Here is a 14,604-nt window from a genome sequence, read left to right as displayed (position 1 = left end):
TGTTATAATACCACCTAAGATATCCTGCAAGAAGAAAGCTAGGTATCTACTCAACTTACTAACCTTTATTGTTACTGAAAGTCAGGGTTGCTTCTACCGCTTTTTTCCACCCATAATATAAATAGGAGCGCTCGTCATCTTCCATTTCAGGATTAAATTTCGTTCCTTCTTGCACCATCGACTTTAATTCATCCAAGTCTTTCCAATATCCGACTTTTAATCCTGCAAGAAAGGCTGCACCTAACGCTGTTGTTTCTAAATTTGCGGCTCTAATAATGGGTGTATTCAAAATGTCCGCTTGAAATTGCATCAACATATTATTTCTGGCTGCACCGCCGTCAACTTTCAATGTTGGTATGTCTATTCCGGAATCTTTTTTCATTGTTTCTATAAGATCTTTAGTCTGATATGCTAACGACTGCAAAGTTGCTTTAACAAAGTCTGACTTTGTAGTCCCTCTTGTCAGTCCAAAAACTGAACCTCTGGCATTAGAGTCCCAGTATGGAGCACCTAAACCTGTGAATGCAGGTACAACATAAATCTCATTACTGCTTTTAGACTCATTTGCTAAATCTTCTGTTTCTGATGCAGACTTAATCATATTCAATCCATCCCGTAACCATTGAATTGCTGAACCAGCAACAAAAATTGATCCTTCCAACGCATAATATACTTTACCATCTATTCCATATGCCACACTGGTCAACAAATTGTTATGTGATAATTTAAGCTTCTCACCAATATTCATTAGCACAAAAGCACCAGTCCCATAGGTATTCTTTACCATTCCAGGTTCAAATGCCAATTGTCCGAATAACGCAGCTTGTTGATCTCCTGCCATACCAGCAATCGGAACTCTTGATCCATAAAAATGATATTCTTTGGTACTTCCAAAGATTTCTGAATTCGAACATATTTTGGGAAGCATTATTTCAGGAATATTCAATAATTCAAGAATATTCTTTTCCCATGATAAAGTATGAATATTAAAAAGCATTGTTCTGCTTGCATTGGTATAGTCAGTCACATGCGATTCACCACCAGTTAATTTCCACACTAACCAAGTATCAATAGTCCCAAAAAGTAATTCTCCTTTTTCAGCTCTTTCTTGAGCACCTTCCACATGGTCCAGAATCCAGCGAATTTTGGTCGCAGAAAAGTAAGGATCTACTAGTAATCCTGTTCTTTCATGAATCATTTTTCCATTACCATCTTTAATGAGCATATTAGATATATCTTCTGTCTGTCTTGATTGCCACACAATTGCATGATATATCGGTAATCCGGTCTGCTTATCCCAAACCACTGTCGTTTCTCTTTGATTAGTTATACCTATACCCACTATTTGCCTCGGTTTGATTTCTGACTCAATAAATGCATTAGCAATTGTCGATAGAACCGCGTTCCATATTTCATTTGCATCATGTTCTACCCACCCTGGCTGCGGAAAATATTGCCTAAACTCTTTTTGTGCATCAGCAACTTTGTTTCCATTCTTGTCAAAAATAATTGTTCTTGTACTTGTAGTTCCTTCATCAATAGATAAAATATATTTCTTTTCTTCCAAGACCTCATCTCCTAATCTATTTAATAGGGATTGCTATTCTTTTTAAATAATAGCGCTTGCATTAAACAGATTAAACCTCTTTTTATTTCTTAATTAATAGAATATTTCTATCTTTAAAAACGTTTTAAATATATCTGTGTTCGTTCATGAAATACCTATCACAATAATTAATAGCAAATGATTTAAACTTTGCTGTGGATGGTGGCAAAAAATGGTCTGCTTTAGAAATTAAATAAATTGTATTAAATGCTTCGGGTTCTTTTATGTGAGCAATATGGACTAAATCTGGATTTAATTGTGATAAATGAGGGATTAAAGCAATTCCATAACCATGCTGAACAAACCCTACAATTGCATGATCCTCTTCTATTTCAGCCTTAACATTCGGATGAATATTATTATTTTGGAATAATTTATCTATCAAAGGACGAATTCCGCTATTCCTTGAGAAATTAATAAATGGATAGTTTCCTAACTGATTTAAGAAAATAGAACTGTATTTCGCTAACGGATGATTTCTAGGTGTTACAAGGACTAACTCCTGTTTAGCCACTGGTACATATGCTAACTTTGTTTTAATACTTTCATTGTTTAGTTGCTCGATATATGATGAAAAAACCATATCGTATTTTTCTGCAATTAACTTTTTTACCAATTCTTCAGTATTATTTTGATAAAAATTAAACGAAATACTTTTATTTGCCATATCTTTTTGAAACACTGTCACTAGTTCTGGAACAAGTTCTTGACCCAGAGTGTACGTGAATCCTACATCAACATGTCCTTGTCTCACATCCAGCAACTGTGAAACCATCTTTTTTCCTTCATTCAAAGTCGTGAGACTACTTTCAACATAGTTTAAATAGATTTTGCCTATTGCTGTCAATCTAATATTTCTTCCATCTTTTTCAAATAGTGGAACACCTAGGTCACTTTCTAAATGTTCTATTGCGTAACTCAGTGAAGGTTGAGAAATTGATAGATTTTCTGCGGCTTTTGCCATATGTTCTGTGTACGCCAATTCTCTGAAAAAATAAAGATGCTTTAAATTCATAGACTCCATCTCCAATCATGTTAACAATAAATAATATCTATGTATAAATCAATTTTACATTATTTATTCCAAATAATGTGAGCACTGCTCTTTTTAACATAGGTTTCTTCCTACATCTTTTTATAGCATGTTTAATTAAACATTCCTACCGTAATCATAGAAATATTGTGTATTATTGTATATATTTTAAATACTAAACTTTTTCAATAGAATTTTTTTATGAATTAATAGATTTTTATTTATTTATTATTCTGAATTAATTATTTATAATATGTGAATAGAATAACAAAGTTAGTGAAAAATTGAAGGGAGTTTTTTTATAATGACAGAACGTATTGATGGACACACAATTTTAATTGGATTAATGGCTTATCCTATCAGGCATTCCATGTCTCCTACCATGCATAATAACGCTTTTGCAAAACTTGGATTAAACTATGCTTATCTTGCTTTTGATATCACAAACGAGAAACTTAAAGGGGCTGTTGATGCTATTCGTACACTCGATATGCGTGGCTCAAATGTTTCTATGCCAAACAAGCAGAAAGTTATTCCCTATCTCGATACTCTAGATTCTGCTGCCGAATTATGCGGAGCTGTAAATACAATTGTCAACGATAACGGTATTTTAACTGGTTATACAACTGATGGTACAGGTTTTATGAAATCACTAGCTGATGAAGGATTAAATATTCACGGTGAAAAAATGACTTTGGCTGGGGCTGGTGGAGCTGGAACTGCAATTGCAATCCAAGCTGCATTGGACGGTGTTGCTGAAATTTCATTATTTAATATAAAAGATGCTACCTGGGATAATGCTGTCAGAAATGTTGCGATTATCAATGAAAAAACAACTTGCAAAGCAACACTCCATTCGCTGGAAAATAAAGATGATTTTAAAGCAGAAATCGCCTCGAGTGCCATTTATTGTGATTCTACCGGAGTAGGAATGAAGCCCCTTGAAGACATGACGCTTGTCGAAGACCCTACATGGTTCCATAAGGATATGATCGTTTACGACACTGTTTATTCTCCAAGAACAACAAAATTAATGGAAGTTGCAAAAGAAGCTGGTGTAAACCACGTATTTAACGGATTAGGAATGATGCTCGAACAAGGTGCGGAAGCCTTCAAACTCTGGACAAATGAAGAAATGCCCATCGACTATATCAAGAGTTTATTGTTTGATGATGTAAAAAAATAGGGGGAAGCATAGATGAAAAACAAATATATTCCAACTGCTTTTAGCCTTTATTTAAATTATTTCATTCATGGCTTTGGGGTTATAATTTTGGCTCAAAATATGAATTCCTTAGCTAATCAATGGAATACTACAACAGCTGGTGTAGCAATTGTCATTTCTTCATTAGGTATTGGCCGACTAATCGTTTTACTGATATCTGGTGCTTTATCTGATAAATTCGGTAGGAAGCCTTTCGTCGTCTTAGGTGCTTGTACCTATCTAATTTTCTTCATTGGTATCATTTTAAGTAAAAATATAACCGTTGCATATATATTTGGTATTTTAGCTGGAATTGCCAATTCATTTCTGGACTCAGGAACCTATCCCGCTTTGATGGAAATGTTTCCTAATTCCAAAGGTACCGCTAATGTTGTCATAAAGGCCTTTATTTCTGCAGGGCAATTCATTCTTCCTCTAATGGTTAGTTTCTTCATTGCCAATAATTTATGGTTTGGTTGGAGCTTTGTATTTTGTATTGCTATATTGATACTAAATGGAATTTTTATGATAACTTCTAGCAAATTTCCTAAAATATCTTCGGTAGACGAAAAAAATTCTTCAGTAAAAATTGAAGAAGAAAAGCCTGTCAATGTAAAAGCAAATTTATGGATTGATGGTACACTTTTTATACTTTATGGATACATTTCGCAGTCTACATTCTATTTAGTTAGCCAATGGCTGAGCGAATATGGGCAAAAAGTTGCTAATATGAATGCTACTGGTGCTCATACATTAATTAGTTATTACAGCATCGGCTCATTAGCATGTGTCTTCTTCACTGCAGCATTAGCAAAAAAAGCTGTCAAAGAAATAAGCTTTTTGAGTGTATACACACTAATATCATTCTTATCATTATTAGTAATGTATCTTGTTCCTAATTCTATAATCTGCACTATCATGGCTTTTGTTGTTGGTTTCTCCGCTGCTGGTGGCGTCATGCAGCTTGGCTTAACTGTAATGTCTGACTTTTTCCCACAAGGTAAGGGAACAATTACTGGCGCTTTTTACACCGCTGGCTCAATTGCTTCATTTACCATCCCTCTAATTACAGGGATGATGGCTTCCAACTTAGCACATATAATTTTATTCGATGTCTTTATTGCTTTAGCTGGTTTTGTTATTACAGTTCTAATTACAATTCGTTACCATCAACTTTTTAAAAAAGCAAAAAAGGAGTTGCTAAAATGAAAAGCACTAAAATAAAAAACGTCATTCTAGGTACGGGACGTCCCAAAGTTGCTGTGCCCATGACAGGAATAACCGAGCAAAAAATTTTGGAAGAAGCAAAAGAAATTGTTGCAAAAAAACCTGATATTATTGAGTGGAGGATAGATTTTTTTCAAGACGTAACAGATATTGTAAAATTAAAGGGTGTCACCGCAAAATTAAGAAAGATCATCAAGGATACTGCCCTTTTAATCACATTTAGAACATATCGAGAAGGTGGTAATCTAAAGTTATCTGATGAAAAATATTTTAGCATTGTTCGAGCACTTATTGAAAATAATCTCGGTGATGCTGTTGACTTGGAAAGATATCATGATGAAGCGGAGTTAACTGCATTGTTAACTTTATCAAAAGCTAATCATGTGATTGTTATTATGAGCAATCACGATTTTCATAAAACTCCGTCAAAAAATAATATTATTGAACGTCTTCAAAGTATGGAGCAACTTGGTGCGGATATAGCCAAAATTGCAGTGATGCCAACAAACAGGAAGGATGTATTGGAGCTGTTGGCTGCAACTCAAGAAGCTAATGAGAACATAGACATCCCTATCATCACAATGTCTATGGGTGATTTAGGAAAAATATCTAGAATTTGTGGTGAAGCTTTTGGCTCTTGCTTAACTTTTGCATCTGTAACTGCAGCTTCAGCACCAGGTCAAATAGAGTTGAATCATTTAAGACAAGAATTAGACGACTTAAAAATTGCAGATCTTTAAATAACCTAAACAGGCTGTTTTTATAAATTAATGACATTAAAGGTGACTAGATGAAAAGACAAAATACTTTTTTTACCGTTTTCTTTCTGTATCTAAATTATCTAGTCCATGGCATGGCAATTGTAATTTTAGCTCAAAACATGCTTCCACTTAGATTGCAACTAGGCGCAAGTATTGCACAGATTTCATATATCATTTCTTCGTTGGGTATTGGAAGATTATTAGTTCTATACATTTCAGGATGGCTATCTGATTGTTACGGTAGAAAGCCATTTATAATCATTGGTATTTTAACCTACATTCCATTTTTTGTAGGTATACTTTTAAGTAAAAATATATTTGAAGCTTATATTTGTGGCATATTAGCTGGCATGGCAAACTCTTTCTTAGATGCCGGAACCTATCCTGCTCTTATGGAATTTTTTCCAAAGTCTCAAGCAACGGTCAATATTTTGATTAAGGCATTTGCCTCCATTGGAGAACTCATACTACCCTTATTGGTAACCTTTTTAGAATTACATTTTCTTTGGTATGGCTGGTCTTTTATACTATGTGCTATAATTTTAACATTAAATTTATTTGTTATTTTGACAAGAAAGTTTCCCTCCATTCCGATGAAGAGACGAATAACCATAACCAAGGACTCGCGTAAAAAGTTGCATATCGATATTCCTCATATTGCCGCCGGAATTTTATTGACAATTTATGGATACATTTCTATGTCAACTTTTTACTTAATCAGTCAATGGCTGACAGACTATGGTATGAATGTTGCAAATTTGAGTATGATACATGCTCGTTCTTTAGTTAGCATATATAGTATCGGCTCAATTGTTGGTGTTCTCATTAACACTTTGCTAGTTAGCTTTTTATTAAAAGAGTCATTTCTAATGATCTTTCACACATCTCTATCATTCTTGACATTACTGCTTATATCAATGATCCCTGAACCATCTATACTGTTTATAGGATCCTTTGTCATCGGTTTTTCAGCTGCTGGTGGTGTTATGCAGTTAGGTCTAACACTAATGTGTAATCTTTTCCCAGCACATAAAGGCCTCGTAACAGGGATATATTATACCGCCAGTGGTCTAGCTTCCTTTTCTATTCCGCTGATAACGGGTTTAATTTCACAGACAAATATTCACAATATTCTCTGGTTAGATGTATTCATTGCTATTATTGGGCTTATCTGTAGCCTATTAATTACAATAATCGATAAAATAATTTTTAAACAAAAAAATACAAGAAATTTAATCAAACGATAACAATTGGTACCATCCAATTGTTTTTTTAGTATCTTCGTAAAGAATTATTGACCTCAACCTTTTTTTGGATTACTCTCTATTTGTAAGTTGTTTATAAACTAATCAGTTTATGATAACTTTTATGGTCGTGTTTTCAACTTTTTTGAAAATTTTATCCATAACACTACATGAATCAATAATCTGAAGGAGGAAATAAAATTGGCTTACAAAACTGTTAACCCTTATACAAACGAATTAGTCAAAGAATTCCCAAATGCAAATGCTACTCAAATCGAAGAGGCTCTTACAACGACTCACAGTCTCTACCAGACATGGAAAAAAGAAAACGTTTCTGATCGTGCACAAAAGTTGCATGATGTTGCACAAACATTTCGTGATAATTCAGAAGAACTTGCAAAAGTGTTAGTTACAGAAATGGGTAAATTAATTGGCGAAGCACGTGGTGAAGTTGAATTATGTGCTATGATTGCTGATTATTTTGCTGATAATAGTGCCACTATGTTATCTTCTATCCCCTTGAAATCAACTGCTGGTAATGCTCGGATTGAAAAAGAATCAGTTGGTGTCTTATTGATGGTCGAACCATGGAATTTTCCATATTATCAGATTATGCGTGTCTACGCACCAAATTATATGGTTGGCAATCCTATGATTTTGAAGCATTCTTCAAATACACCTTGGGCTGGAGCAATCTTCCAAGAAATGATTGAAAAAGCCGGTGCACCAAAGGGAAGTTTGATTAACCTCTTCCTGACTCATGATCAAGTTGATGAAGTCATTGCCGATAGCCGCATTCAAGGCGTTGCTTTAACAGGTTCCGAGCGTGGCGGTAGTTCAGTCGCTCAAACAGCTGGTAAATATTTGAAGAAATCTTCAATGGAACTCGGTGGTAATGATGCCTTTATCGTTCTTGAAGATGCTAACATCGATGAAGTTATCTCGGTCGCGAGCCGGGCCCGTACTTACAACGCAGGTCAAGTATGTACTTCCTCAAAACGCTTCATTGTTGCTGATAAACTATACGATGAATTTGTAGCACGCTTAGCTGATAGTTATAAACATTTTGTTCCTGGAGACCCAATGGATGAAAAGACAACTCTTGCTCCTTTATCATCTGCAAAGGCAAAACAAACTCTGCAAAAGCAGTTGGATGATGCACTTGCTGCTGGTGCAAAATTATACTTTGGAAATACACCGATTGATCTCCCAGGCCAATTTTTCCAACCTTCAATTATCACGGATGTTACTCCCGATAATCCCGCATACTACCAGGAGATGTTTGGTCCAGTTGCACAAGTTTATCGTGCATCTAGTGAACAAGAAGCAATTGATATTGCCAATGATTCACACTACGGTTTAGGTGGTATTGTGTTCGCTGGTGACAGCAAACATGGTGAAGAAGTTGCACAACAAATTGATACAGGTATGGTGTTCGTTAATACATTTTTGTACACATTACCTGAAATTCCATTTGGTGGAGTCAAGCGTTCTGGATATGGGCGTGAAATGAGCAGCTTGGGACTAAATGCATTTGTTAACGATAAATTAATTGTTTCTGTTACAAAACCTGATTTAAACAATTTAGGTGGAGCTTTATTCTAGAAAAATTTGTTAATCTAATTTAAAAATATCTACACTCATTAAGTATGAGGGGGAGGTTCAAAATTTAACTTTTGAATCTCCCCCTCTATTTGTTTCATATAAACATGTTCCATAAGTCAAAATTCTCCCGACTTATGGAACAACTCCCTCATTTCTTTTTGACTCTTTGAACTAACAATTTCACTAAGTTATTTAAAGGCTGCTTACAACTTGACATATCCGTAAGCAATATATTTACCATCAACTTGTTTCACATAAACACCTTGTATTTCTGGATCAAAACCGGGGAACTTAGACATCGCACCTAATAGTGTCTGAAAGTAATCAATATCGACCTGCTTCCACTTTTCTCCAGGAGCAACAACAAAGACTCCTGGGGGATAAGGTAGAGCACCTTCAAGCGCTATTTGATCTTTAATTTGTGATAATTCGACCAATTTTCCTTTATTGCGTACAAATTCTAAGTCTGCTTCACTAGGAAGTTCTTCGTATGATTGAAAAGAATGTTTAGCGAAGAGTTTCTTTTGTAAGACAAAGGTTTGATGATCCTTGTAATAATTATGCATTTCTTTACACAATTGTCTCAATGTATAGCCATTATATCTGCCCTGACTTTTCGCAACTATCTTGGGTAACACATCAACTAACGCCGCATCTTCTTCATACTTTTGTTCAAATACAAGCAACTTTGCCAATAATTGCTCTAATTCATAGTCTCCATCTCCTGGTGTCAACAGGAATAGCAATGAATTCAGGTCTGCCTTCGCTGACATAACACGTTGTTCCGTCAAAAACGCGTTGACAACAGGTGCGGGTATGCCCGTTCGCTCGTAAACACCCTGTTCGACATCGATTCCAGGAGTTTTAATTATCAACTTGAATGGATCCTGCATGGCTTGTCCATTGTTTATCCGAGTAAAGCCATGCCATAAGTCTTCAGAATTAAGCATCCAAGCATTTTTATCAGTAGCAAGTTTTTCAGTTGTAATCTCATTCCAATTTACGGCATCAACCTTTTGGGGAACGAATGGAGCAAACAACTTTGAACTATTCAATAATTGTTTACGCCATTCAATTCCCCTTATCAAAGTCTTACCCCATTCATTTGCAGCAAAATTTTTTTCTGCCATATAAGCATTGACGACAAGTGACGCATAGACTGGATACGAATAACTTGTCGTTACATACTTCAAATACGTGTGATTGAAGTGTTTGTGATCTATATATCTAGCTTGTCCCTTTATATGGCTGTCTTTCTTCAATATCTGCGATGCCTGTGCAATCCCTGCTTGCTGCTTGTGAATTGATTGTGTCACCAAGATTCCAGGATCTTCTTGACCAAGATGACCTGTAAATGCAGAGAGTGATTCCATCAATGGAACAAATTGTTCATAACCACCCCATGCACAGTCAAATAAAATGTAGTCACATAAGGGACCTAATTTTTTTATAATCCTCTGAGCATCATAAATAATTCCATCATAGGTTTCTAACTGTATAACTGCCATCCTAAATGGACGTCTTTTTTTTGCCTTATCAGGAGCAACTTTCATAATTTCTGCTCTCAGTTTCTTTTCACTAAGATATTCTTCATCCAATGGACCAATTGCACCCAATGGATTACGATCTGTTGGTATGTATACCGGAATTGCACCTGTCATAATCAGCGCGCTATTATAAAGTGATTTATGATTGTTCCTATCAAATAAGACTAAATCTCCAGCAGTGAGTGCTGCCAATGAACAAATTGTATTTGCAGTTGTCGTTCCATTTGTTACAAAATATACCTTGTCAGCATGATAGGCTTTAGCTGCTTGCTTCTGGACATCAAGTGGTGTTCCTATATGGGTCAATGTATCGCCCAATTCTGTCACAGTATCACTGACATCTGCTTGAAAAAAGTTGTCACCCATAAATTTCTTAAACAATAATCCTGCTGGGTGTAGTGTGTAAAATTTACCGCCATGGTGCCCAGGTGTAGTAAAACTAACCGGTTTTTCCTTAGCGTAACTTATCAAGTCTGTAATAAATCTTGGAATACTTTGACTTTCATATTTTTTAGCAATTTTTTCAATCTGTTGTATTTGCTGTTTATTTTTCATATCCATGTCAACTACTGGGATTTTCAATCCGCTTTGATCCAAATTCTGTCTTATATCTTCCGCGATAGTCTCGCCTTTTAGCTTCACAATCACTGCTATCTCTGCCATATCTGTCTCGGAACTCAATAAGGTTACCTTTCTATCTTGGCTTCCTAAAAAAAAGATTATGTTTTGTGTTGCAGCAATCTTTAAAAGCTTCATCTGTTTTTCCCTTTCCTTTTTTAATTTATTTTAATTCAACTACATAATTACACAAGAAACAAGTTCAGGTTAACATGTTCCCTCCAAAAAGCCTTAAATTTGTTGCTCCAGAATTTATTTTTTTGCTAACATGATGAAAATAAGATTATAATAAACTTACTTTTAACAATTCGATGGAGATGACATATATGCTTGCAAAACTAGAAAAATGGCAACGTAATCTGATAGTCTTATGGATTGGTTGTTTTATTGCAGGCATTGGCTTTAGTGAAATTGCACCTTTTCTTTCCCTTTATGTTGGTGAACTTGGTAACTTCAGCAAAGGTCAGCTAACTATCTACAGTGGTTTAACTTACGCAATTACTTTCCTCGTTGTTGCTGTTGTTTCACCTATCTGGGGACACCTTGCCGATCGGCGCGGGCGCAAGTTAATGTTACTTCGCTCATCACTGGGAATGGCAATAATTATCGCAGCTTGCGGCTTTGTCCACAATATCTGGTCATTATTACTTTTACGCTTCCTACAAGGACTGTGTGCAGGTTATATTCCAAATGCCTCTGCACTAATCGCAACCGAATCTCCAAAGGACAAAAGTGGCTCTGTTTTAGGTATCTTAACCACAAGTTATGTCTCTGGTAACTTGATTGGCCCCGTCTTAGGAGGATTTCTCGCCCAGGTATTTTCAATCAGAATTACCTTTGTTTTAACTGGGATTCTCTTATTAATTGTCTTTTTTTTAAGCTTGTTTTTTGTACACGAGAATTTTATTCCTGTACCTAAACCTAAGAAAAAAGAAAAGCATAGCTCGACACTTGCGCAGCTAAAAAATCCTAGGATAATCATTGTGCTTCTTTTCTCAACAATGATTATCCAAATGGGAAATAATTCAATCACACCAATCATCAGTCTCTATGTCAAGGAACTCATGCATGGGATTGGACCCATTACAGTTGTTGCTGGAATAATTGCCGCCTTGCCTGGACTATCAACACTAATTGCTGCGCCAAGACTTGGTGAGTTAGGTGATCGCAAAGGAAATGGTAAAATTCTCATGTTTGGCTTTTTATTCGCCATCGTTATGTATTTCCCTCAGGGATTAGTAACCAGTGTTTGGCTGCTTGGGATTTTGCGATTCATGATTGGTATTTCAGATGGTGCTCTTTTTCCAACAATCCAGACCATTCTATCGAAAGAATCTCCCTCAAGATTAACCGGGACTGTGTTTAGCTGGAATCAGTCTTTTCAAGCACTTGGTAGTATGTTTGGGTCCCTTTTCGGAGGCATTATTCCCAATTTTTTTGACTATAATGGTGTCTTCATCTTTACTGCCTTATCTTTATTAGTAAATTTCCTTATTGTCATTATTTTTCTGCCCGAGCTTAGACCTCAATCCAATAAAAATTAATAAAAAACCAGCCCCCAAAAGTTAGCCTAAAAAAGCTAACTTCTGGAGGCTGGTTTATGCATCAAATCGCCTTTTTAATTGAAAATAACTTGATATAAAGTTGTAGCTATAATTGCGCCACAAATTGGTGCTACTACAGGAACCCAACTATAATAAAATTGTGAACTTCCTTTATATTTAAATGGCCATATAGCATGTAACAGCCTTGGCCCTATATCTCTTGCTGGATTTAAGGCAGGACCTGTTGGCCCACCGAATGAGACAACCAGACACATCACCAAGAAACCTAATCCAATAAAATCTGCACGAGAATCAACCTTATCAGCCGTAATGCATAGTGCACCAAAAACCAACATAAATGTACCAATGAGTTCGTTAATGAAGCCATTTAGCCTGCTATTTGCAGCATCAATTGTCGAAAATGTTCCAAGAATTGCTTCTGGATTCTCGGTTTCATTATAGTATGGACTATAAGCTAAAATAATCATTAGTTGTCCGAAAATCGCGCCTAACAATTGTGCAATAATATAAGGTATCACCTCTTGCCAAGGAAAACTTCCTGTGACTGCCAAAGCAATCGTCATTGCTGGATTAATCTGTGCGCCTGAGACCGTGGCAAACATCAATGCAGGAATCATAACACCAATTCCATAACCAAAGCCGATTAAGACCCAACCACCGTGAAATCCTTTTGTACCTTTTAGTTCAACGTTAGCTACAGAACCATTACCTAAAGCAACCATGATAGCTGTTCCGATAAATTCTGCTATACAGCGTATAAATAAAGAATAATGCATTAAATTCTACCCCACTAAAATATTTAATTTTTCTGCTTCTGAAAGTTCTTGGTTCATACGTCCACTGACAAAGCCTTGTAAGTCGACCGTAACATATTTATAACCTATTTGATTAAGCTTTGCAGTGATGGTTGTTTTCTTAGCAATTATGTTCATAATTTCTGCTTCAGGTACTTCAATTCTTGCCATATCTTCATGAACCCTAACCCTAACAGTCATAAACCCTTGTTCTCTTAAATATTTTTCGGCAGTTAAAACTTGCTGCAATTTTGTGCTTGTTAATTCAGTATTATATGGGAAACGTGATGAAACAGAACATGAGGGAATCTTGTTCCAATTCTTCAATCCAAGTTTTTGTGAAAGTTGACGAACTTCATCTTTATATATATTAGCTTGTTGCAAGATAGAAACAGCTCCAGCTTCATCTCTTGCACGAAGACCTGGGCGAAAATCAGATGCATCATCCATAATCATTCCATCTAACACTGTATCAGTACCAAATTTTTCAGCAATTCCCATTAACTTTGCATAAAAAATCTGCTTCATATAATACCATGAATTTGGTTTATTATTTTTTACATGTTCATCTGCTAAGTAATCTAATTCCACGCCTTTTACCTGTGCACCTAATTCTCCTGCCAACTTAATTGCCTTTTCATACTCATCATCTGAAAAAAGTTCAGAATTAGCTACCACCGCTAGAACATTCTCCTTACCAAGTGCATTGATTGCTTCCTTCAATACAAGGGTTGAATCAATTCCACCTGAAAAGCCAATCACAACTCGCTTGTAACTTGCCAAAATCGACTGTAGCTTCTTTTCTTTTTCTGTTAATATACTCATTTAAAAAAACTCCTTCTATAATTAATTGTTTTGTAGAAACTCTGTAATTCTATCTCTCAACTCACTTACTGCCACTCTATTTTTTCTTGCTAAGTCTACCAATTCATCATGCTCCAATGAAATTTTTGAAAAGCCATCATAAGCCAAATACTTAACATGGATATTTCCAAATTTTGTTCGCACAACTTTAACACTACGCTGCATTATTTTTCTATCCATCAGCTGTTGTCTAACACCGATTGATGTTGTCTTCTCAAATAATACTTTCACCAACTCATCACTTTTTGCTGGCGCTGCTAATAAACACAACTTGTACGCTGGACGTCCCTTCTTCATAATGATTGGTTCCGTCCAAACATCCTTGGCTCCTTTTTCAAGAAGAACCTGCATTACATCAGCTAGCTCTTCGCCAGTGATGTCATCTAGATTGGTTTCTATCAATATTATTTGATCCTGCTCTTGTGTGACCCTTTGATTGCTCAACAGAGAATTGCAAAGGCATCCCCGCAATGCATTCAAGCTACCAGTTTCTCGTGTCCCAAAGCCATATCCGACTTGTTCAACTATCAAATTAT

12 protein-coding genes are annotated in these 14,604 nt (G+C 35.8%); 6 read left to right on the top strand and 6 right to left on the bottom strand.

What is annotated here, in order from left to right; all coding sequences use genetic code 11:
• Positions 1-58: 58 nt before the first annotated feature.
• A complete protein-coding gene (gene glpK, locus ABF682_RS09715; protein ID WP_415619681.1) occupies positions 59-1,567 on the bottom strand; it encodes a glycerol kinase GlpK in 1,509 nt (502 codons plus the stop codon).
• A 124-nt stretch (positions 1,568-1,691) separates the two neighbouring features.
• Positions 1,692-2,621, bottom strand: a complete 930-nt coding sequence (locus ABF682_RS09710; RefSeq protein ID WP_289981436.1) for a LysR family transcriptional regulator — start codon at positions 2,619-2,621, stop codon at positions 1,692-1,694.
• 322 nt (positions 2,622-2,943) lie between these two features.
• On the opposite strand from ABF682_RS09710, the gene ABF682_RS09705 reads away from it, so the two are divergent.
• From ABF682_RS09705 to ABF682_RS09685, 5 genes are all read left to right on the top strand, one after another.
• Positions 2,944-3,825 carry a shikimate dehydrogenase gene (locus tag ABF682_RS09705; protein WP_415619680.1) on the top strand — a complete coding sequence of 294 codons (882 nt, stop codon included), beginning with the start codon at positions 2,944-2,946 and terminating at the stop codon, positions 3,823-3,825.
• A gap of 12 nt (positions 3,826-3,837) precedes the next feature.
• A complete protein-coding gene (locus ABF682_RS09700; RefSeq protein ID WP_415619679.1) occupies positions 3,838-5,052 on the top strand; it encodes an MFS transporter in 1,215 nt (404 codons plus the stop codon).
• Positions 5,049-5,810, top strand: a complete 762-nt coding sequence (gene aroD, locus ABF682_RS09695) for a type I 3-dehydroquinate dehydratase (RefSeq protein WP_415619678.1) — start codon at positions 5,049-5,051, stop codon at positions 5,808-5,810. The genes ABF682_RS09700 and aroD overlap by 4 nt, the downstream gene beginning before the upstream one ends.
• Before the next feature lie 50 nt (positions 5,811-5,860).
• Positions 5,861-7,078, top strand: coding sequence for an MFS transporter (locus ABF682_RS09690; RefSeq protein WP_415619677.1), 1,218 nt, complete (start codon positions 5,861-5,863; stop codon positions 7,076-7,078).
• Between the two features lie 198 nt (positions 7,079-7,276).
• A complete protein-coding gene (locus ABF682_RS09685) occupies positions 7,277-8,680 on the top strand; it encodes an NAD-dependent succinate-semialdehyde dehydrogenase (RefSeq protein ID WP_289981454.1) in 1,404 nt (467 codons plus the stop codon).
• 203 nt (positions 8,681-8,883) lie between these two features.
• On the opposite strand, the gene ABF682_RS09680 is transcribed toward ABF682_RS09685, so the two are convergent.
• Entirely contained in the window at positions 8,884-10,983 is a 2,100-nt protein-coding gene (locus ABF682_RS09680) for a putative ornithine decarboxylase (RefSeq protein WP_415619676.1), read from the bottom strand.
• A gap of 179 nt (positions 10,984-11,162) precedes the next feature.
• Here ABF682_RS09680 and ABF682_RS09675 point away from each other — a divergent pair, with 179 nt between their 5' ends.
• Positions 11,163-12,389, top strand: a complete 1,227-nt coding sequence (locus ABF682_RS09675; protein WP_415619675.1) for an MFS transporter — start codon at positions 11,163-11,165, stop codon at positions 12,387-12,389.
• A gap of 74 nt (positions 12,390-12,463) precedes the next feature.
• Here ABF682_RS09675 and ABF682_RS09670 read toward each other — a convergent pair whose 3' ends face one another.
• The 3 genes from ABF682_RS09670 to larC all read right to left on the bottom strand — a co-directional run.
• Positions 12,464-13,186, bottom strand: a complete 723-nt coding sequence (locus tag ABF682_RS09670) for an MIP/aquaporin family protein (protein ID WP_289981458.1) — start codon at positions 13,184-13,186, stop codon at positions 12,464-12,466.
• Positions 13,187-13,192: 6 nt separating this feature from the next.
• Positions 13,193-14,029, bottom strand: coding sequence for an ATP-dependent sacrificial sulfur transferase LarE (larE, locus tag ABF682_RS09665; protein ID WP_415619674.1), 837 nt, complete (start codon positions 14,027-14,029; stop codon positions 13,193-13,195).
• Positions 14,030-14,050: 21 nt separating this feature from the next.
• On the bottom strand, positions 14,051-14,604 hold a 554-nt coding region (gene larC / locus ABF682_RS09660; RefSeq protein WP_415619673.1), incomplete at its 5' end, for a nickel insertion protein.

The sequence above is a fragment of the Liquorilactobacillus sp. genome (assembly GCF_047719775.1).
Lineage (GTDB): Bacteria > Bacillota > Bacilli > Lactobacillales > Lactobacillaceae > Liquorilactobacillus.
This window is presented reverse-complemented; position numbering and strand designations above follow the sequence as displayed.